The organism is Pedobacter sp. WC2501, assembly GCF_052682415.1.
Genome location: NZ_JBQZFI010000001.1, coordinates 4,337,113 through 4,358,446, shown reverse-complemented (window position 1 = coordinate 4,358,446; position 21,334 = coordinate 4,337,113). Strand labels below are relative to the sequence as shown.

The 21,334-nt window shown below is 37.8% G+C and carries 19 protein-coding genes; 9 read left to right on the top strand and 10 right to left on the bottom strand.

Translation table 11 applies throughout. From position 1 onward, the window contains the following. Positions 1-129: 129 nt before the first annotated feature. The 3 genes from ACUN24_RS18380 to ACUN24_RS18370 form a co-directional block, all read right to left on the bottom strand. Positions 130-744, bottom strand: a complete 615-nt coding sequence (locus ACUN24_RS18380) for a bifunctional nuclease family protein (RefSeq protein ID WP_121287882.1) — start codon at positions 742-744, stop codon at positions 130-132. Positions 745-795: 51 nt separating this feature from the next. Then, positions 796-1,764, bottom strand: a complete 969-nt coding sequence (locus ACUN24_RS18375) for an electron transfer flavoprotein subunit alpha/FixB family protein (protein WP_193424614.1) — start codon at positions 1,762-1,764, stop codon at positions 796-798. Positions 1,765-1,866: 102 nt separating this feature from the next. Further along, entirely contained in the window at positions 1,867-2,604 is a 738-nt protein-coding gene (locus ACUN24_RS18370) for an electron transfer flavoprotein subunit beta/FixA family protein (protein ID WP_219078272.1), read from the bottom strand. 131 nt (positions 2,605-2,735) lie between these two features. On the opposite strand from ACUN24_RS18370, the gene ACUN24_RS18365 reads away from it, so the two are divergent. Beyond that, positions 2,736-3,071, top strand: a complete 336-nt coding sequence (locus ACUN24_RS18365) for a tetratricopeptide repeat protein (RefSeq protein ID WP_090979096.1) — start codon at positions 2,736-2,738, stop codon at positions 3,069-3,071. 36 nt (positions 3,072-3,107) lie between these two features. Further along, a complete protein-coding gene (gene chrA, locus ACUN24_RS18360; RefSeq protein WP_445563820.1) occupies positions 3,108-4,325 on the top strand; it encodes a chromate efflux transporter in 1,218 nt (405 codons plus the stop codon). A 420-nt stretch (positions 4,326-4,745) separates the two neighbouring features. Here chrA and dnaB read toward each other — a convergent pair whose 3' ends face one another. Beyond that, the gene (gene dnaB / locus ACUN24_RS18355; protein WP_121287886.1) at positions 4,746-6,308 is read right to left on the bottom strand and encodes a replicative DNA helicase; all 1,563 of its coding nucleotides are present in this window, start codon (positions 6,306-6,308) and stop codon (positions 4,746-4,748) included. 200 nt (positions 6,309-6,508) lie between these two features. Between dnaB and rlmB the strand changes: the two genes are divergently transcribed. Then, complete coding sequence (gene rlmB, locus ACUN24_RS18350) at positions 6,509-7,273, top strand: 23S rRNA (guanosine(2251)-2'-O)-methyltransferase RlmB (RefSeq protein WP_445563819.1); 765 nt, start codon at positions 6,509-6,511, stop codon at positions 7,271-7,273. 361 nt (positions 7,274-7,634) lie between these two features. On the opposite strand, the gene ACUN24_RS18345 is transcribed toward rlmB, so the two are convergent. Together ACUN24_RS18345 and ACUN24_RS18340 are read right to left on the bottom strand one after the other, a co-directional pair. Continuing rightward, complete coding sequence (locus ACUN24_RS18345) at positions 7,635-8,726, bottom strand: mannose-1-phosphate guanylyltransferase (protein ID WP_445563818.1); 1,092 nt, start codon at positions 8,724-8,726, stop codon at positions 7,635-7,637. A 14-nt stretch (positions 8,727-8,740) separates the two neighbouring features. Beyond that, a complete protein-coding gene (locus tag ACUN24_RS18340; protein ID WP_445563817.1) occupies positions 8,741-9,709 on the bottom strand; it encodes a KpsF/GutQ family sugar-phosphate isomerase in 969 nt (322 codons plus the stop codon). A 91-nt stretch (positions 9,710-9,800) separates the two neighbouring features. Here ACUN24_RS18340 and recQ point away from each other — a divergent pair, with 91 nt between their 5' ends. The 3 genes from recQ (at position 9,801) to ACUN24_RS18325 (ending at position 13,604) form a co-directional block, all read left to right on the top strand. Then, the gene (gene recQ, locus ACUN24_RS18335) at positions 9,801-11,990 is read left to right on the top strand and encodes a DNA helicase RecQ (protein ID WP_445565147.1); all 2,190 of its coding nucleotides are present in this window, start codon (positions 9,801-9,803) and stop codon (positions 11,988-11,990) included. An 82-nt stretch (positions 11,991-12,072) separates the two neighbouring features. After that, on the top strand, positions 12,073-12,885 hold the full coding sequence (gene kdsA / locus ACUN24_RS18330; protein WP_445563816.1) for a 3-deoxy-8-phosphooctulonate synthase: 813 nt from the start codon (positions 12,073-12,075) through the stop codon (positions 12,883-12,885). Positions 12,886-12,887: 2 nt separating this feature from the next. Next, positions 12,888-13,604 (top strand): YqjF family protein, encoded by a 717-nt coding sequence (locus ACUN24_RS18325; protein WP_445563815.1) that lies wholly within the window; start codon positions 12,888-12,890, stop codon positions 13,602-13,604. A 204-nt stretch (positions 13,605-13,808) separates the two neighbouring features. Here ACUN24_RS18325 and ACUN24_RS18320 read toward each other — a convergent pair whose 3' ends face one another. The 4 genes from ACUN24_RS18320 to ACUN24_RS18305 form a co-directional block, all read right to left on the bottom strand. Beyond that, positions 13,809-15,422, bottom strand: a complete 1,614-nt coding sequence (locus ACUN24_RS18320) for a S8 family peptidase (RefSeq protein ID WP_445563814.1) — start codon at positions 15,420-15,422, stop codon at positions 13,809-13,811. 240 nt (positions 15,423-15,662) lie between these two features. Further along, positions 15,663-16,259, bottom strand: a complete 597-nt coding sequence (locus ACUN24_RS18315; RefSeq protein WP_445563813.1) for a DUF4142 domain-containing protein — start codon at positions 16,257-16,259, stop codon at positions 15,663-15,665. 62 nt (positions 16,260-16,321) lie between these two features. Next, entirely contained in the window at positions 16,322-16,765 is a 444-nt protein-coding gene (locus tag ACUN24_RS18310) for a GNAT family N-acetyltransferase (protein WP_445563812.1), read from the bottom strand. Positions 16,766-16,894: 129 nt separating this feature from the next. Next, complete coding sequence (locus tag ACUN24_RS18305) at positions 16,895-17,386, bottom strand: YajQ family cyclic di-GMP-binding protein (RefSeq protein ID WP_132397938.1); 492 nt, start codon at positions 17,384-17,386, stop codon at positions 16,895-16,897. 76 nt (positions 17,387-17,462) lie between these two features. Between ACUN24_RS18305 and ACUN24_RS18300 the strand changes: the two genes are divergently transcribed. The 3 genes from ACUN24_RS18300 to ACUN24_RS18290 all read left to right on the top strand — a co-directional run bounded on the left by ACUN24_RS18300 (position 17,463) and on the right by ACUN24_RS18290 (position 21,073). Then, positions 17,463-18,032, top strand: a complete 570-nt coding sequence (locus ACUN24_RS18300; protein ID WP_445563811.1) for a hypothetical protein — start codon at positions 17,463-17,465, stop codon at positions 18,030-18,032. Between the two features lie 99 nt (positions 18,033-18,131). Beyond that, complete coding sequence (ppk1, locus tag ACUN24_RS18295) at positions 18,132-20,192, top strand: polyphosphate kinase 1 (protein WP_445563810.1); 2,061 nt, start codon at positions 18,132-18,134, stop codon at positions 20,190-20,192. After that, positions 20,192-21,073, top strand: coding sequence for a Ppx/GppA phosphatase family protein (locus tag ACUN24_RS18290; RefSeq protein WP_132397933.1), 882 nt, complete (start codon positions 20,192-20,194; stop codon positions 21,071-21,073). The genes ppk1 and ACUN24_RS18290 overlap by 1 nt, the downstream gene beginning before the upstream one ends. The last annotated feature ends 261 nt before the right edge of the window (positions 21,074-21,334 follow it).

Below are 21,334 nucleotides of genomic sequence, written 5' to 3'. Positions count from 1 at the left end.
GATAATCCAAAATGAACCTAAATTATTTAAAATAATCCGGCTCATTTTAGAATTTAGCTTTTATGGAGGGTAATTGAGAAAAAGATTCCGACAAATTTTGAGCGAATAAACGTTTTAGATCCACCAAAACTAAGATGTTCCACGTTTATTCAATTCATCTCTTAACCTTGCGGCCTTTTCATAGGCTTCTTCGGCAATTGCTTCCTGTAATTTTTGTTGAAGTTCTTCTAATGTAAAATCGCCAAAACCCTGTTGCTGGGTTGAGGTTGGCATGCTATCGGCTTCTGGTTCTTTAGCAATAGAATCCATATTTTCAAGAAAAAGAAAGTCATTACCTTCTATCACGATTCCGGCAGAAGCCAGAATAAATTCGTAAGTGTAAATCATGGCATTAAACCGAACGGCCAAAGCAATAGCATCAGATGTCCTGGCGTCAACTTCATGTGTGTTTTTACCGTCGCTACAGATTAACTTTGCATAAAAAACACCATCAACCAGATTGTAGATAATAATTTCCTTGATATTAATATGAAAAGTATCAGCCATTGATTTGAATAAATCATGTGTTAATGGCCTACTAGGAGTCATTTTCTCAATTTCTATGGCAATGGCCTGCGCTTCAAATGCACCAATAATAATCGGTAGGCGGCGGCGTCCATTTACTTCTCCTAAAACAAGGGCATAAGCACCAGATTGAGTCTGGCTGTAAGATAAACCTACAATATCTAATTTAACTTTTTTCATATTTATGGTAAGACCTTATAGGTTATTAAAACCTATAAGGTCTATAAGATATTATCCTTTATGTGCTTTTAATGCTTCAATTAATTTTGGTACAACCTCAAAAGCATCACCAACAATACCATAATCAGCCACTTTGAAGAAAGGAGCTTCAGGATCCTTGTTGATTACAACAATCACTTTTGATGAACTAACCCCCGCCAAATGCTGGATCGCACCTGAAATACCAATAGCGATATAAAGGTTAGGGCTAATCGCAATCCCGGTTTGACCAACGTGTTCTGAGTGTGGTCTCCAGTCTGCATCCGATACCGGTTTAGAACATGCAGTAGCCGCACCTAGTAAACCAGCTAGTTCTTCAATCATACCCCAGTTTTCTGGTCCTTTTAAACCTCTGCCAGCCGAAACCACTAATTCTGCATCAGGTAGCGAAACCTTATCGGTTGCCCTTACAATCTCTTTAATAACAGTTCCTAAATCTGATTGTTTAACATCCGCACTGAACGCTTCTATTACAGCATCTGTAGCATTTTCTTTAACGCCAAATGCATTTGGATTTAAAGCGATTACTTTATTAGCCGATGTTAATTCGGTAATGGCGAATGCTTTGCCTGAGAAAGCTGTTTTCTTAACCGAGAATTTACCATCAGTACTTGGTAATTCTACTGCACCATCAGCTAAACCTGCTTTAAGTTTTACTGCAATACGTGGCGCCAAACCTTTGCCAGAGAAAGAGTTAGATAAAACGATAATATCGGCACCTTCTTTTTCTGCTGCAGCAGCAATAACGCTTGCATAAGCTTGATTTACAAAGGTTTTTAATTGATCAGCATTTACATTTAATACTTTTGATGCACCATATTTACCTAATTCCTTTAATTCACCTTCGGCTACGTCGCCAATAGAAATTGCGGTTAAATGAGTTGATTGTTGATCGGCAATGGCTTTGGCATAAGAAACGGCTTCAAAAACAGATTTCTTAAATTTTCCCTCAGCTTGTTCTACATATACTAATACTGACATATATTTACCCTTAATCCCCTAAAGGGGCTATTTTTTATAATTAATTATTATTTATTAACGCTGCAATACCAGGCAACTGGAAATTGCTAACTGCCTTACTGGTTAGATTACCTTAGCTTCGCTGTGAAGTAAGCTAATTAAAGATTCTGTTTGATCCGCAGGAATTAATTTTACCGTTCCACGAGGAGCAGGAGTTTCATATCTGGTTACTTTGGCTACTTCTTCAGTTGCAACAGCATCCACCACAGTCAATGGTTTAGTTCTGGCACTCATGATACCACGCATAGTCGGGATTTTAGGTTCTGCAACACCTTCAGCGCAACTTGCAATAAACTTACCGGAAACGGTTAAAACTTCTTTACCACCTTCAATCTCCCTTTCAATTGTTGCTGTATCGCCATCAAGAGTTAATTTTTTAATAATTGATATTGAAGGGATGTCTAAAAATTCGCCAACCATAGCAGCAACCTGATTACCGTTATAATCGATAGATTCGCGACCTGTTAAAATCAGATCAAAATCTTTGTCCTTTGCATATTCTGCAATCTGTTTAGCTACGAAATAAGCATCTCTTGGCGCTGCATTTACCCTAACTGCATCATCGGCACCAATGGCCAGTGCTTTCCTGATGGTTGGATCGTTAGCTGCTTCGCCAACATTGATCGCAGTTACGGTTCCTTTTCCACCTTCGGTTAACTCAATTGCACGTGATAAAGCGATTTCATCGTATGGATTAACAATATATTGCACTCCCGCCGTATTGAATTCGGTATTATCATTAGTAAAAGTTATTTTTGTCGTCGTGTCTGGCACGTTACTGATACAAACTAATATTTTCATATGTTAATAGTGGTTTTTATTGCTATGAACGTTCTGGAACTAAAATTGTTTAGCTGCTGATCAGTTCATATATGATATCATTATTATATAAGGTCTTTCTGCAAATTTAATTAAAAAAGCAAGGAAATAAAATGTCATCCACCCGTTTAAGCAAGTTATTAGAATTTTTAGAAAGCGATCCTAACGATCCGTTTATACTATATGCCTTAGCCACAGAGTATAACGCTCAAAATGACAAAGAAAAAGCCTATTCTTTTTACCTTCAGTTAACTGATAAACATCCTGATTATGTAGGTACTTACTATCATTTAGGTAAGTTATTGGAAAAAGATGATCAAAAAGAGAAAGCAATCGAAATTTATCAGAAGGGGATGCAAGTAGCCCGAAATAAAAGAGATATGCATGCCTTTTCAGAATTACAGGGTGCTTATAATACAGCTGCCGGATTAGATTATGAAGATGATTAACCCCAAACCCCTAAAGGGGCTTTTAGTTTTGAACTAATGCAAACAAAACCTATAGCTGCAAAAAAGCAGTGGTTATTTATCAGGAACGTAATCTTTTTTACATTCACTTCTTTTGGAGGCGCACAGGCACACCTGGCTTTGCTGCTTAAATACTTTGTACAGAGCACAAAGTTTATCTCAGAAGAAGAGCTATTAGAATTAAATGCACTGGCACAGGTACTCCCCGGACCAGCATCAACGCAAACCCTTGTTGGGATAGCCTGGAAGGTTGGAAAACTTAAACTGGCCATCATTACTTTCCTGATCTGGATATTGCCAACTGCAACAATCATGACGTTTGCAGCAATTAGTTATGCTTTGCTCGATCAAAAACAAAAGTTTAATGATATTCTGGAATACATCCAGCCAATTGCACTTGGGATAGTAGCTTATGGAGCCTGGAAACTGGGCAGAAAAGTTTTATCCTCCCAGGTTTCAATATTCCTGGCTATTGCTTCGGTTATTGCCACACTAGTTTTAAGAAATGCTTACGTGTTTCCATTATCCATATTGATCGGCGGAATGATTTCTTCCGCTATTGAAACGCCAAAAGAGGAAACCGAGTTAAGGGTTAAACTTTTTTCAAATATCAATCCCAGGAAACTAATTTACTTTTTAGGCGCTTTGCTTTTGTTCGCGTTAGTAGGCGCAATTATAAACAGAACTTCACCATTTAGTTTACCGATTCGTTTGCTCGAAAACTTTTACCGTAACGGAATATTGGTTTTTGGCGGTGGACAGGTGCTTGTGCCTTTAATGTTTACTGAGTTTGTAGAGATGAAACATTATTTGCCTTCATCTGGATTCTTGTCGGGTTTCGCATTACAGCAGGCATTACCTGGTCCAACATTTTCCTTTACCAGTTACTTAGGTGCATTAAGCATGAAGAATTTTGGATACGGATTATGGGGACAGATTTTAGGAGGATTAATTGGGGTGATCGGCATTAACTTACCTGGACTTATCCTCGTTTTATTTATTGTACCCTTCTGGGATGATTTAAAAAAGATCTCCAGAATCCGTCATAGCCTTTCCGGAATTAATGCCGTTAGTGTTGGTTTTATTATCGCAGCTTTTGTGTTGCTGTTAATACCAATGGGGTTTAATTGGCTATTTTTAGGGATAATGCTTGCCACGTTTTTGCTGCTTAATTTCACTAAAATAAGTCCGCCATTAATTGTACTGGCTGGAATCCTGGTTGGATATTTATTTTAATACCCATACTAGTTAACAGATTGCTATTGGGCTTATAAAAAAGAGTTAGAACCTGGAAAGCAATTGCGGTGCACCGTAGGTTAATGTTGTCCCGCTATCACTGCTGCTCCGATGAAGAATCGGGAGCATTCGTTTTATCGGGTTTAGATTGGTTGGGCTTCGTGCTACGAGGTTAGTTTTTAGGGCAAGTGCCGATGATTTGGCCTCGAAGTATCGTCATTTCGACCGTAGTGGAGAAATCTTTAAATTCGATTTCAATAGTTTGTTTCAAAGATCTCTCCATTCCGTTGCACTCCAGTCGAGATGACGACTCTTGTATTGGAATCTGCCCCATAGTAGATTGTTGAATGGTAGAAAAGCTAAAACCTTATGATAAAAATGAAATAAGTTTATTGCAAACAGCAGTCAGATAACTTATTCCTAAAAAGGTGGATCATCATCGTTATAATCATCCATTTTTGAAGGACGGATAATGACATTGCTTTGCTTTTCGAAATCCTGAGACGGGTACATTCCGGCAGACGGATCAGCAGCAAATGAATTTGGCGGAGCATTAAAATCATCTTCCAGATCCGTAAACTTCACAAATTTACCAATGAATTTAAGTGGTACAATTCCGGTCTCACCGTTACGGTGTTTTGCAATGATAACCTCACCAATACCTGCTTGTGACCTGCCTTGCTCATCTTCGGTAATACCATAATATTCAGGGCGGTACAAGAATAATACCATATCCGCATCCTGCTCAATTGAACCCGACTCACGTAAATCGGATAACATTGGCCGTTTTCCTTGTAAACCTGGTCTGCTCTCTACCGCACGACTTAATTGTGATAGGGCCAGTACCGGTACATCTAGTTCCTTAGCAACCGATTTTAGCGCTCTCGAAATACTACCAATTTCCTGCTCACGGTTACCACCGCCTTTTCCTTCGCCTTTACCATGCATTAACTGCAAGTAATCGACAATTACCAATTGGATATCGTATTGCGATTTTAACCTTCTGCATTTTGCCCTGAATTCAAAAATATTTAGTGCAGGGGTATCATCAATTAACAGGGGAGCTTCGGTTAAACGGCCAATTTTACTGTGCAGCTGCTGCCATTCCCATTCCTGCAAATTTCCTTTTCTGATTTTTTCCTGTTCAATTTCTGCTTCTCCGGAAATTAAACGATTCACCAGCTGAACCGACGACATCTCGAGTGAGAATACTACCGTTGGTTTTGCAAAATCGACAGTGGCATTTCTCGCACAGGTTAGTACGAAGGCCGTTTTTCCCATCGCCGGACGGGCAGCAATAATTACTAAATCCTGCTTTTGCCAACCACCTGTAATTCTGTCTAAACCGGTAAAACCCGTTGGCACACCGGTTAAACCATCGGTTTTGGTGCGGAGTTCCTCAAGTGTAGCCAGAGATTGTTTGATGATATCGTCCATTTTCTGTGTATCTCTACGCAGGTTATTCTGGGCGATTTCAAAAAGGCCTTTTTCTGCCTGATCTAAGAGATCGAAAATATCAGTCGTATCTTCATAGGCATTTGTAATGATTTCAGTTGAGATTCTGATCAGTTCACGCTGAATATATTTCTGAGAAATAATACGGGCATGAAACTCAATATTCGCTGCTGAAGCAACTCTATTGGTTAAGTTGGTAATGTAGTAGGCGCCACCAACCATTTCTAAAGAGCCTAATGTTCGCAGTTCTGCCGTTACTGTTAAAATATCAACTGGTCGCGATTTCTGAAATAGAATATGAATCGCTTCAAAAATTTTCTGGTGGGCAATGTTATAGAAAACCTCTGGTTTTAAAACATCAATTACAGCAGAAAGTGCATCTTTTTCGAGCATTAATGCCCCAAGAACTGCTTCCTCAAGGTCTAACGCCTGAGGGGGAATTTTTCCCTGTGAACTTATGGTATTACTTAACCTGCTTTTTCTAGCAGTCATACTGTTCTTTCCGCCTTGTTCGTTATCGATACTCATTCCACAAAAGTAATCAATTTTTGATGGTGTTGTTTGAATTAGTTACTAGCTCTTTGTTAACAAATTGAAGCATAATCAGATTGAATTTTATTGCATTTATGATGTCATAAAAATTTTTAAACAATTAAATGTTAATAAGGAACACATTGTTTAAGGCTAAAACATTTTATTTGAATACTTTTGCCTAACAATTTCAAAACATGGATAATTTTAGAAGACCGCAACGCGCAAAAGAGAATAACGAGTTTGTATTCGGCATCAGAGCTGTGATAGAAGCCGTTAAAGCAGGAAGAGATATTGAAACCATTTACCAGCAACGCGGTTTGGGCGGGGAACTTTTTCTAGAATTAAAAGCCCTGTTAAAAGATACTTTGATTCCTTTAAATTCAGTTCCAATTGAGAAGCTGAACCGCATGTCGCAGAAAAACCATCAGGGTGTGATTGCTGTAATTTCTCCAATTACTTATCAAAATATTGAAGATATCATTCCAACCGTTTTCGAAAAAGGCGAAGTTCCATTAATTTTAGTTTTAGATAGTGTTACTGATGTCCGCAATATGGGTGCAATAGCACGTACGGCTGCTTGCGTTGGTGTTCACGCCATAATTGTTCCATTAAAAAATGCGGCACAAATTAATGCAGATGCGATTAAAACCTCTGCAGGTGCATTATTCAGCATTCCGATTTGTCGCCATGCCAACCTTCATAAAACCTGCTTGTTTTTACAGGAAAGTGGTCTGCAGATAGTAGCCTGCACCGAAAAAACCAGCGATTTTATTTACGCACCGGATTATACCATGCCTACAGCAATTGTAATGGGCTCTGAAGATGAGGGGATTTCTAATGATCTTTTAAGGGTAGCGGATCATTTAGCTAAAATACCAATGGCGGGAAAAATCGAATCGCTGAATGTTTCGGTAGCTGCCGGGGTAATTTTATATGAAGCTGTTAGACAGAGGATGTAAAATAATGTAAGATGTAAAAGGGAAGAGGGGTGATGGAATTAATATAGATTAGTACATTCCATAGGCGCGTCATCCTGAGGATTAATTTATTTCATAAAATCAATATAAATGACAGTATTAATCTACGCGTAAAAATCCCTCGAGTTACCGTCATTTCGAGCGGAGTGCAACGCAGTCGAGAAATCTAACTATATAGATCTCTCCATTTCGCTGCGCTACAGTCGAGATGACGACCTTTCTATTGGTATCCTTCAAGGGTAATTGTTTCAGGATCTTTCTACTATAGGTAAGATGGTAAATGTAAGATGGATGATGTAGCATAGTAACACATTATCCATCTTATATCTCACCTCATCCATCTTTATATAAACTTGTTTCCGAAGCGTGATTTTACCTCTGCAACAAATTCTTTAACGCGTTGTTCTTCATCCCTTGGGCAGATCATCAGCATATTATTGTTTTCTACAACAATGTAATCGTGCAGCCCCTGTAGGATCACCAGTTTATCTTTTGGAACATTTACCATACAATTGGATGAATCGAACATAATTACCTGCTCAGATGGAATAACGGCATTACCTACATAATCTTTCTCGGCCATTTCATAAATAGAGGCCCAGGTGCCTAAGTCAGACCAGCCGAAATCAGATGGAAGCACATAAACGTTCTCTGCCTTTTCCATAATTCCAAAATCAATTGAAATATTGGTGCATTGGAAATACGCATTATTAATAAAGGCTTTTTCTCCTTCCGTATTCAATTCAGATCTACCGAGATTAAATATTTCATACATATCCGGCAGGTGTTTCTCAAAGGCATTTAATATCGCCTTAGCCGACCAGATAAAGATCCCGGCATTCCACAAGAAATCGCCACTCTGCAAAAATGATTTTGCCAATTCTAAATTTGGCTTTTCGGTAAAGGTTTTAACCTTATGCAGGTCGGTATCTGTATTGAGCACATAATCGGTATGCTGAATATAGCCATAACCTGTATCCGGTCGGTTTGGTTTAATCCCCAATGTGATTAAACAATCATTTTTAGATGCAGCTGCTAAAGATTGCTCAATAGAGGCTACAAAGCCATCAATATTGGCAATGGTATGATCTGATGGAGCAACCACAATAGTTGCATTAGGATTTAACTCCGCAATTTTTAAACTTCCATAAGCAACACAAGGGGCTGTATTCCTCATTAAAGGCTCAGCCAAAATCTGGTTATCCGTTAACTGTGGTAGCTGCTCTTTAATTAAATCTGAATAAATTTCGTTGGTAACGATAAATATATTTTCAGGAGGACAGATGTTTAGGAATCTTTCGTAAGTGCTTTGAATCAGGGTTTTTCCAACACCGAAAAAATCGATAAACTGTTTTGGATATTCTGTTCTACTTACTGGCCAAAAGCGACTTCCAACGCCACCTGCCATAATTAATGCATAATAATCTTTATTCATTTTGTAAATTAAAATTACACGATACCTTCATTCAAAAGATCGTGTAAATGGATAATGCCAAAGTAAGTATTTTGTTCTAGAACCAACAATTGTGTGATATTATTTTGTTTAATAATAGCTAAGGCATCAACAGCTAAAGCATCAAATTGTATGCTCTTTGGCGTTCTGCCCATTATATCTTCGGCTTTTAGGTTTGCAATAGAACTGTTATTTTCTAACATCCTCCTGATATCACCATCGGTAATTATGCCTAGCACGTTCTCATCGTTATCAACAACAACAACAGCACCCAAACGGTTTTTACTAATTTCTATTAACACATCTTTAACCGGAGCGGATGGATGTATGGCAGGTTTTTCGTTAGACAGGGCAAGATCGCGGGCTTTTAAATATAATTTTTTTCCCAGGGATCCTCCTGGGTGATACTTTGCAAAATCTGATTCGTTAAAATCCCGGCATTCCAATAAACAGATCGCTAAAGCATCGCCCAATGCCAATTGAGCCGTTGTACTGGTAGTTGGCGCCAAATTATGCGGACAAGCTTCTTTTTCGAAAGAAGTATTCAGAACCAGATCAGCTTGCTCGGCTAAAAAAGAATTCAATTCTCCAACCATCCCGATCAGCAGATTGCCAGCTGTTTTTAACAAGGGGGTAAGCACTTTTATTTCTGGCGTGTTTCCGCTTTTAGAAAGACAAATTACAATGTCATCAAGCTGGATCATCCCCAAGTCGCCATGAATAGCATCTGCAGCGTGCATAAAAATAGCAGGTGTACCAGTTGAATTAAATGTCGCCACCATTTTTTGAGCAATGATTGCACTTTTCCCTATTCCTGTAACAATTACCCGTCCTTTACTATGTAAGATGCTTGATACGACCTTTTCAAAATCAGCGTTTATGTTCTTAGCGACATTTAATATGGCTGCTGCTTCAAGCTCTAATGTGCTTATAGCTGATTGGATTATTGATTTTTTACTTTTCAAAGAGAAAATAATTGTTTGTTAATACTTGAAATTCTTGTAAAATTATGTTATTTTGGATACAAAAATAGCATCGCATATTTTATTACACAAAATGGACGTGAAAAAGTCGTTATTTGATAACCTACAAAATTTCTTTGGGTTTGATAATTTCAAGGGTGATCAGGAGTCGATCATTACCAATATTTTAGAGGGCAACAATACTTTTGTTATTATGCCTACAGGCGGAGGGAAGTCTATATGCTATCAGTTACCCGCTTTAATGAGCGAGGGAACAGCAATTGTGATCTCTCCACTAATCGCATTGATGAAAAACCAGGTAGACCAGTTAAGGGCTTTCGGTGGAAATGACAGTATTGCTCACTTTCTTAATTCATCCTTAAACAAATCTGAAATTACTCAAGTGAAATCTGATCTTTTAAGTGGTCAGACTAAGTTATTGTATGTTGCGCCCGAATCTCTGGCGAAGCAAGACAATATTGAATTTTTAAACCTGATTAAAATCTCTTTCGTTGCTGTTGATGAAGCGCATTGTATCTCTGAATGGGGGCACGATTTCAGACCGGAATACCGTAAAATTAAACAGGTTATCGCTGGATTAGGAAATAACATTCCAATTATTGCGCTAACTGCGACTGCTACGCCCAAGGTTCAACAGGATATTATGAAGAATCTTGGAATGATGGAGGCAACGTTGTTTAAATCGTCGTTCAACAGGCCGAACTTATTTTATGAAATCCGCCCTAAAAGAGACATTACCAAAGAGATTATTAAATACATCAAATCTAATCCGGGTAAATCGGGGATTATTTATTGCCTTAGCCGTAAAAAGGTGGAAGAGGTGGCCGAAGCTTTAAACCTCAACGGAATAAGTGCATTGCCTTATCATGCTGGTTTAGATCCAAAAGTACGGGCTGAAACACAGGATAAATTTTTGATGGAAGATGCCGAGGTGATTGTGGCAACTATCGCTTTTGGTATGGGGATCGACAAACCTGATGTTCGCTTTGTAATTCACCACGATGTGCCTAAAAGTATGGAAGGCTACTACCAGGAGACTGGCAGGGCCGGACGTGATGGTGGCGAAGGCGTGTGCATTGCTTTCTACTCTCAAAAAGATGTAGATAAGCTGGCTAAGTTTATGAAAGATAAGCCGGTTTCGGAAAGAGAAATTGGCACACAAATATTAAAGGAAGTGATCGATTATGCAGAATCTGGCGTTTGCCGCCGTAAGCAGATCCTTCATTATTTCGGCGAAAACTTTAACGAAACAGGTTGTAACTGCATGTGTGATAACTGCAAAAAGCCTAAAAAACAATTTGATGCTGAAAGCCAGTTATCTACCGTATTAAATTTTATTGAGAAATCGGGAGAAAAATTCGACGATGCACACTTGCTAAACGTTTTCTTAGGCTTAGAAACGGCGCAAACCATTGCATACGAACATAGTAAGGTTCCTGAATTTGGAATTGGTAAAGAAGAAGGCGAATTGAAGTGGAAATCAATTATCCGCCAGGCAGTTTTAAACAATTACCTGTTTAAGGATATTGATAATTATGGCTTATTGAAGTTAACAAAGCAAGGGAGAGATTTTATTATTAATCCTTATAGCCTTAAATTCATACTGAATGAACCAATAGAGAACGGTGCCGACGATGATGATGATGAGGTAAAACATGGTACCGGAGCTTTAGATACCCATCTTTTATCATTACTTAAAGAACTGCGTAAAAAAATTGCGAAGCAAAAAAGTGTTCCGCCATTTGTCGTTTTTCAAGATCCATCGTTAGAGGAAATGTGTACACATTACCCGATTACAATGGAAGAACTTCGCCAGATTTCTGGTGTAGGTTCAGGTAAAGCGATGAAATTTGGTACGCCTTTTATCGAATTGATCAAAAAATATGTCGAAGATAATGATATCGAACGCCCTATTGACCTGATTATTAAAACCCAGGCCAATAAATCGCAAATGAAAGTTTCGATCATTCAGAATATCGACAGACAGATCGGTTTGGAAGACATTGCTGATTCGAAAGGCATTACTTACGAAGAAATTTTGAAAGAAGTAGAATCGATTGTAAACTCTGGCACTAAACTTAACCTAAACTATTTCATTGATGAAGTGATTGATGATGACAGACAAGATGAAGTTTTTGATTATTTCAGGGCAGCCGAAAGCGATTCTATAGATGAAGCGCTTAATGAATTGGGCGAAACCGATTATACCCGCGAAGAAATTCAATTGATGCGGATTAAATTCATGTCAGAACTAGGAAACTAAAAATTAGATGTGAGATATGAGATGCTGGATTTGAGACAAACTCATCTCTCATATCTTATGTATCACATCTCACATCTCAACTATGTTAAACTATTTAGATAAATTAAAAAATACAGATTCAGGAAATTTCTTTTTAATGGCGGGTCCATGTGCTATTGAAGGCGAAGATATTGCCATGAGAATTGCTGAAAAGATCATTACGATTACCGATAAGCTGCAGATCCCATATATTTTTAAGGGTTCGTACCGCAAGGCGAACAGAAGTAAAGGAAGTTCTTTTACAGGCATTGGCGATGAAAAAGCTTTGCGCATTTTAGAAAGGATTGGTAGAGAATTTGGTGTTCCAACTGTTACCGATATCCATGAAAGTGCTGAGGCTGCAATGGCTGCTGCTTATGTAGATGTATTGCAGATCCCCGCGTTTTTATGCCGCCAAACCGATTTATTAATTGCTGCTGCAGAAACCGGAAAAGTAGTAAATGTGAAAAAGGGCCAATTCCTTTCTGCAGGTTCAATGAAATTTGCAGTAGAAAAAGTAAAAGAAGCTGGGAACGAGAAAGTTATTTTAACTGATAGAGGTAATACTTTTGGTTATCAGGACCTGATAGTTGATTATCGTGGATTACCTGAGATGCAAAGTTTTGGCGTTCCTGTAGTGATGGATTGTACACACTCGTTACAGCAACCCAATCAAAGTAGTGGTGTAACCGGAGGTAAACCAGAATTGATCTCAACCATTGCCAAAGCGGCAATTGCAGTTGGTGCAGATGGTTTATTTATCGAAACGCATCCTGATCCTGCAAATGCAAAATCAGATGGAGCAAATATGCTTCATTTAGACCTGCTGGAAGAAACTTTAACTAAGCTGATTAGAATCAGACAAGCCATACTATAAATATGAATAATCCGAAAGTATTTCTCACTGCTGAATGGCGCAAACTAGCTTTGGCACAGTATTCCGTAGATAAAGAAATACTTTCGAAATACCTGCCCCAGCATACCATACTGGATGATTGGCAGGGCAAATATTACGTGAGTTTAGTGGGATTCATGTTTGTTGATGTAAAATTGCGCGGTTTTAATATCCCTTTTCATACTAATTTTGAAGAAGTTAACCTGAGGTTCTACGTCAAATTTAAAGAGGGTGGCATTTGGAAACGAGGCGTTGTATTTATTAAGGAATTTGTCCCAAAACCTGCTATCACTTTTGTAGCCAATACCCTTTATAAAGAAAACTATCAGACACTGGCCATGAAACACCTTTGGGTTGAACAGAAAGATCAACTGGAAGTAGCGTATTCCTGGAAAAACAGAAATTGGAATAGTTTTGCGGTTACTGCTACATCAAAGGCTGAAGATATTTTGGCTGGCAGCGAGGAAGAATTTATTACGGAACATTATTGGGGTTATACCAAAATCGCAGAGAATAAAACCTCTGAATATGGTGTTGAACATCCGCGCTGGCAAGTATATCCCATCAAGGATTATAAAATTAATGTGGATTTTGGAATTAATTATGGCGATGATTTTGCTTTCTTAAACATTGCCACTCCCGATTCTGTAATTCTTGCAGAAGGATCAGAAATCAGAGTTTTAAAAGGGAAAAAGTTTTAATCTGTTTAGCTATAATGTTTGATGGGTTGCTTTATATGCTATGATAATTTCCGCGCAGATAAAATGTTGGCTTAAAACAAGAGAAGTCAAGTTTTCAAAACTTGACTTCTCCAGATATCACAAACAAAAAATGCGCCCTATTATAAATTGGGACGCATTTTTATAAAGATTCTTCGCAATCGCTCAGAATGACAATCTGAAAGATTATTTAGCAGCTGCTTTACCTGAATAAGTTGCCGCTAATTTTAATGCATTATAAGTATTCACAATTCCACCGCTGATACAAAGATCAGAAAAAGGAACAGAAACTTTTTCGGCACCTGGCTCTTCGCCTTTGGTATATTCTACATTGTGGTTCACCTTAGTAACCGATTTAACGATAATTTCTTTTACTTGCGCTGCTGTTAATTTAGGGTAATAAGAACGGATTAATCCGGCTAAACCAGCCACAACAGGAGAGGCCATACTTGTTCCATCTAAGTTTTTGTATTTCGAACCCGGTACGGTAGAGTAAATCTGAACACCAGGAGCGAAAACATCAACCTGTGTTTTACCAAAGTTAGAGAAACTGGCTTTTAGCGTTTCATCATCTTGAGGACCAGAAGCACCAACGGTAATCCATGAAGCAATAGTTTTTTCATCTAAATCTTTATGGTTAGGAAAATTATTTTCAACATCAATATTTTTGTTTTCGTTACCTGCAGCCTGAACGATCAGTACATCTTTAGATGCAGCATATTTCATCGCTTCGTTAACGGTAGCCTTATCCCAGCTATAAGCTTTACCAAAACTCATGTTAATTACTTTTGCGCCATTATCAACCGCATAACGGATTCCATTTGCCACATCTTTATCTCTTTCATCACCATTTGGCGTACAACGAACTCCCATAATGGCAACATTATCAGCCACACCTAAGATCCCCAGTTTGTTAGTTCTGTCAGCCGCAATAATACCAGCTACGTGTGTGCCGTGCATAGCGTCAGGGCCTGCAACATCATTATTGCCATAAAATTTTTCCTTAGGGTTGTTTGGATCATCGCCAACTATGGAGCGTGGATCATAATCAAGATTTAAGTTGTATTTGGCCTGGCGTGTATAATAATCGAATCCCTCTACAATCTGGTTTTCGTAAAAATCTTTAAAACTGCCTTTTTCTAATTGTTGAGCTAGTACATTTTGGATCCTGCCTTCAACCTCGGTAGCAGGTTTAAAGTTTTTAAAATCTTCTGCGGTTGGATTTTCTTTACCGATTTTCTTTACTACTGCATCTAATGCATTTTTAAAACCAGTAATACCTGCCAGATTTCCCTTAGCTTCCGCTAATTGTTTTTCTAAATCGGCTCTTTCTGCTTTAAAAACTTCGAAATCTTTTTTATCTTTTTCTGCTACATTCGCATCTGTGGTATTGGCAAAACGTACCTGGTCGCGACGAACTAAACGGGTTAATTCTAAAGTTTCGAAGTTTACAGATTCTTTAGGGCCGCCAATAAAATTCCAGCCATTAATATCGTCGATATAACCATTCTTGTCATCATCTTTGCCATTGCCAGCTATCTCTTTGGTATTTACCCACATAATCCGTTTTAAATCCTCGTGTGTAGCTTCTACACCACCATCATTTACAGCTACGATAACTTTAACAGATTTTTTACCTTTTAAAAGTTCTTTATATGCTTTTTCGGTACTGATTCCGAAAGTGCTATCACTTTTAAGATCAAGATTTTGCCAATTGGCTTTTTGCGCATTGGCCAAAGTTGGTACTGCACTTACGAACGCAATGCTTAACAGCGCGCTAAAAATTCTACTCTTATTCATTTATGTATTTTTGTATTAAACGGCGAAAGTTAATTTTAATTTTTTTATTGAAAGAAATTCTATTAAAATTTAATGCATTTCGCCTATTTTATTGCTGAACTTTATTCGCAGTTTTTAATAAAAAAGTCGTCACCTCGACCTGAACACCAAAAAGTGGAGAGATCTATCTGAACTGATTCCCCGACCTTTTTGCACTCCGCTCGGAATGACGACCGATCTATGTTAAAAAAATATCCTAATCTATTTTAATCCAGGTGCAATCTTCTTAGCCATTTCATCATGTGATTCAATTACTTTTAAAGTATTCGTAGCCCATTCTTTGATACTTTGGTCACGGTTTTCAATTCCCTGTTTAAATAATGCTACTGTTTTTTCATGGTCGGTAACCATCATATCCATATAATGTTTATCAAATGCTTTACCGGTCATTTTTTTCATTTCATCCAAATGGATCTGCTCATCGGCAGGCAATGCATCAGGGGTAATCACTTTTTTGTTTACTGCCAAAGCTTTTAATTCTGCATTTGCTTTGGTATGGTCGGCAAGCATTTTAGCTGCGAAGTCTTTTACTTCGGTACTTTTTGCATTTTTTGCTGCAATCTTTGCTGCTTCAACTTCCATAATACCACCTACAGCTGCTTTTCTTAAAAATGTAGCACCTGCCTCATCAATACCCGATTCGGTACTTTCGGAACCAGCAACGTGGTTACCATTTACCATCGTGGTATCGCCAGATACGCTGTCTTTTGTCGTCGCCGATTTTTTATCTGCAGTTTGACAAGCCTGAAAGGAAAGTGCCAAGGCAAAAGCTGTTGACAATAAAAATATCTTTTTCATGTTTTCTCTATATTTAATAGATTAGAAACAAGAGCACTGGAAAAAGGTTTTTGTTGTAAGAGTTATTGCGCTAATCCGTATGGATTTTTGATAACAATAGCCATTAAACGTTCCGGATTTTCCACTGGTTCAAAACCAAATTGTTTGTACAATCCATGTGCATCCAAAGTGCCTAAGCGATATGACCTTAATCCCTGTAAATCAGGATGAAAAATCATAAACGACATCAGTTTTTTCGATAAACCCAAGCCACGGTAGCTTTCTTTAATGTAAACATCACAAAGCCATGCAAAAGTAGCCTTATCGGTTATCCATCTCGCAAAACCTACCTGTTCCTGATCTTTATAAATCCCAAAACAAAGCGAATTTTCTATAGAACGTTTTACGGTATCCAGCGGAATGCCCTTTGCCCAGTACGACTCTACATTTAAATAATGATGTATGGCTTCGAGATCTAAAAGGTCCTTTTTATCAGAAAATATAAAACCGTTTTCGCTGATTTCCATTTTGATTAATGATTGAATTTTGAATGATTAAATAAGTGAATTCTTTCAAAATCCACTTAAAGAATTAGCTAAGTTTTCTAAGCCTCTTTCGCAGTTAACCGATTAACCAATTCAGATAATTAAGCCTTTCTAGTTACGCATATTAATAAACTGCAATGGCTGATCGAAATCTTCATTTCTACAAAGGCTGATCACTGCCTGCAAGTCATCAATTTTCTTTGCGGTAACCCGAACCTGATCATCCATAATAGAGGGTTGAACTTTTAAGCCGCTGGCTTTGATTTTCGCCACCACTTTTTTCGCTGCTTCTTTATCCAATCCTTCTTTTATGCTGATTTCTTTTCTGATCATGTTGCCTGAGGCCTGATGCTCGTCGCCAAAGTCTAAACTTTTCGGATCTAAATTCTGTTTCATCATCCGCGAAATAATGGAATCTTCGATTGCTTTTAATCGCATATCATCTTCAGTAACAATGGTTACCACGTTTGTTTTTTTATCCAGATCGATGGTGCTTTTCGATCCATTAAAGTCGAATCGGTTAAGGATTTCTTTTTTAGCATTGTTAATTGCGTTGTCTAACGTTTGCGCATCAACTTTACTTACAATATCAAAAGAAGGCATGGTTTTAGCTTTAAAGTAAAAAAATAAGTAGATTTAATAGAAATTAATCCATCCTCACAAAAAAACGAAAAATAATATGAAAACCACCAAACCGAAGTCTCAAAAAAAGATCACAAAAAAAGAAGTTAAAAAACAACTTGAGCAGTCAATCACGGATAAGTTTTTAGAAGTAATCAAAAGTTTAGGTCATGATGTATCGGAAATTAGTACGGAGGTTGGTAAAGCAAGTAAGCGGGTGGCTAAAAAATTAACCAAGAAATTTACCATTGTAAAAGCAGATGTGGGACAAAAAATTGATGATTTGTTACATGCGTCTAAAGAGAAAGCCAAAGCAGCGGAAAAACCTATTGCCAAAGCGATAAGTAAATCTGAAAAATCTGCTGAAAAAGTAGTTAAAAAAGCTGTTGCGAAGGCAAAACCAGTAGTACAAAGCATTAAAGTTGCCGCAATAGAAACTGAAGAAAAAGCAGAAAAGGTATTGGCAAAACCCGTAGCGACAACAAAAGAAGCTGTTAACGAAGCCACTAAAGTAGCTAAAAAAGCGGTAAGTAAAGCGCCGGAAACGGCTACTGAGGTTGTTAAAAAAACGGTTGCGAAAGCTACCCCTGCGGTTAAGAAAGTTGTAAAAACTCCTGTTAAAAAATAAATTTGTTAACGTTAATATGTAAATGAATTAACATCGATTTAACAAATTAATGTGCAGTTTTGAACATCCCTGTTTTGCAGGGATTTTTTATTTTTTTAAATGAGTAATAAGAAGATTCCATTTTTTAACCGCGAAATCAGTTGGCTTTACTTTAATGAACGTGTACTGCAAGAAGCGGCCGATGAAACAGTTCCGCTGATTGAGCGGATTAAATTTCTATCTATATTTTCTTCCAATTTAGAAGAGTTTTATCGTGTTAGGGTGGCTACCATGACCCGGTTAACCAATCTGAACGATAAGGCAAAGGCACTTTTGGGATTTAATCCAAAGAAAATTCTGAATGAGATTAAAAATATCGTTGTAAAACAGGAAAGAAAATTCGACCAGCTTTTTCAGGCTACCTTAATTAACGAACTTGCTCAAAACAGGATTTTTATTTTAAACGATACTCAACTGAATGTAAGCAGGGGAGAATTCGTTAAAAATCATTTCAGGGATAAGATTTTATCAAATGTGGTTCCGATTATGCTGGATATGGATAAGCCATTTCCAGAACTGAAAGACCGATATCTATATTTCTTTGTTAAACTTTCTAAAAAGGATACAAAAGTTAGAGAAAAGTATGCATTAATCGAAATTCCGCCTAATTTACCCCGGTTTTTGGTGCTGCCAGAAACAAACGATCTGAAATTTATAATTCTTGCCGAAGATATCATCAGGTATTGTTTAGATGATATATTTTATGTTTTTACTTACGATAACCTTGAGGCCTATTCGATCCAGTTAACACGGGATGCCGAACTGGATATTGATAAAAACATTAATGATAAGTTTATCGAAGATTTAAAAAGCAGTTTAGAAAAACGCAAAAAAGGGAAACCAATGCGCCTGCTTTATGATTCGGCCATGCCGCTTAATATGCTTACCGTTTTAGTAAACAAACTCAAGCTAGAGGCAGATAGTTTAATCCCAGGTAACCGTTACCATAAATTTGGCGATTTTATCGCTTTCCCGAATGTAGGCAAAAAAGAACTGGAATATGCACCTAATGTACCGCTTAAGGTGCACGATTTGCATAGAACCCAAAGCATGTTCAATAAAGTTGCTCAGCGTGATTATTTGGTGAATCTGCCATACCAATCGTACGATTATATCATTTTATTTTTGCGTGAGGCAGCCCTTGATCCAAAGGTTACGGAGATACAGATTACTTTATATCGCTTAGCTGAAAACTCGAAAGTAATTAATGCCTTAATTAACGCTGCTAAAAATGGAAAGGCTGTTTCTGTTTTATTAGAACTTAAAGCCCGCTTTGATGAACAAGCTAATATTTACTGGACAAGCCGTTTAATGGAGGAGGGTGTTAAGGTAAATTATGGCTTAACAGATTACAAAGTACACTCTAAGATTTGCTTGGTTAAAAGGATCGAAAAAGATAAGCCGGTTTACTACGCCAATTTAGCTACTGGAAATTTTAACGAGAAAACTGCAGGTTTATATTGCGATCACAGCATTTTCACCGCAAAGAAAGAGATTACCAATGATCTGGTCAAACTTTTTGATGCATTGAGCAAGCGTACCGTAACCAAAGGCTTCAGGCACCTGATTGTTTCACCACTGGAGAGCCGTTCTAAGCTGGTTAATTTCATCAACCGCGAAATCAGAAATGCCAAACAGGGTAAACTTGCTTATATCATGCTAAAAGTAAACAGTTTAGCTGATGAAGGCATTATTTCCAAACTTTACGATGCGAGCAATGCCGGGGTTAAAATTCAGCTTATTATACGCGGTATTTGCTGCTTGGTACCAGGCGTAAAGGGCTTTAGTGAAAATATTACCGCTATTAGTATCATCGATAAGTTTTTGGAGCATGCCCGGGTTTATATTTTCGGTAATAATGGTAAAAACGATATGTATTTATCGTCTGCAGATTTAATGAGCAGAAATTTTGAGCATCGTGTAGAAGTAGGTTTTCCAGTCCTTGATCAAGATGTTAAACAGGAGATACAAGACATTATCGACCTGCAGCTGCAAGACAATACCAAATCGAGGCAAATTAATGCCTTAAACAATAACAAATACCATAAAAACAGATTAAGTAAAAAAATAAGGGCACAGGTAGACATCTACAACTATTTAAAAACCAAGCATCAATCATAATGTTAAGATACGCAGCTATAGATATCGGTTCGAATGCGGTGAGGTTACTCATTGCAGATATTAGCAAACAAGACGGAAAATATAAATACAAAAAGAACACCCTGATACGTGTGCCACTCCGGTTGGGAGATGATGCATTCTTAGATCAATATATTTCCGAGAAAAAATCTGCAGACCTGGTAAAAACCATGACCGCTTTTAAAAACCTGATGGATGTGTATCATGTTTCCGAATATTTAGCTTGTGCAACATCTGCCATGCGTGAAGCCAGCAACGGACAGGATATTGTAAAGCTGATTAAGGAGCAAACAGACGTTACCTTAGAAATTATAGAGGGGCAGCGGGAAGCGAATATTATTTATGCCAACCATATTGAAGAGGAATTAGACGAAAATAAAAACTATCTGTATATTGATGTGGGTGGGGGTAGCACCGAATTATCTGTTTTTGTAAAGGGAACTCCGGAAGTATCAAGATCATTTAATATTGGTACAATCAGAATGCTCGACAATCAGGATAAGGAAGAAACCTGGGAAGAGATGAAAGATTGGGTAAAAGAACATACAAAAGAGTATAAACATTTAGCTGGCATAGGTACAGGCGGCAATATTAATAAATTGTTCCGCATGTCTGATGAGAAGGAAAATGCGCCTTTATCGTTACAGAAATTAAATTCGATGTATAATAAATTAACCAGTTATTCATTAAAAGAAAGGATCAATACTTTGGGCTTAAATCCCGACCGTGCGGATGTAATTATCCCGGCTTGCGAGATTTATTTAACTTTAATGAAGTGGACGGGGATAAAACAGATTTATGTACCTAAAGTAGGAATGGCTGATGGGATTATTAAATTATTGATAGAAGAGAAGCTGGATTAAGGCAATTTACTCCATCAGATTCGTCCTTTCGACCGTAGTGGAGAAATTTATCATATAATCCTTGTTATAAAGATTGCTTCGTCGGCTGAAAAAGCCTTCTCGCAATGACGAATTTGGTGTAGAATGATAACACCTGAAGAAAATTCTCTCCGCCTCGTCATCCTGAACTTGTTTCAGGATCTTTCTGGTCTGAAAATGCGTAATGTATGCGAAGGGCGTTTTAGATTTGATGGCAACCATGGATTTTGTAGGCCTGAGATT